General features: G+C 73.1%; 1 protein-coding gene. It reads right to left on the bottom strand.

The features are described 5' to 3' along the window. Nucleotides 1-308 (bottom strand): aldehyde dehydrogenase family protein (locus tag Q0L15_RS20215; protein ID WP_296606441.1); only part of this gene is annotated, 308 nt, incomplete at both ends.

Here is a 308-nt window from a genome sequence, read left to right as displayed (position 1 = left end):
CCCCACGGAACTTGGCGATCATCGCGCCGGCGACCGCGGCGTCGACGTCTGCGTCGGCGGTGACGACGAACGGCGCGTTCCCGCCGAGCTCCATGCTGGTGCTGACGACGCGATCGGCGGCCTGGCGCAGCAGGATGCGGCCGACGCCGGTCGACCCGGTGAAGCTGATCTTGCGGACGCGATCGTCCTCGAGCCAGGCGCTGACGACTGCCGCCGCGTCCGTGGTGGGCACGACGTTCACGACGCCCTCGGGAACGCCGGCCTCGCGCGCGATCCGAGCGAGCGCGAGCGCGGTCAAGGGGGTCTCC

Origin of the sequence: Nocardioides sp., from assembly GCF_024509035.1 — a bacterium.
Classification (GTDB): domain Bacteria; phylum Actinomycetota; class Actinomycetes; order Propionibacteriales; family Nocardioidaceae; genus Nocardioides.
Note: the sequence above shows the minus strand (reverse complement) of the source record. Positions and strands in the feature narration are given on the sequence as shown.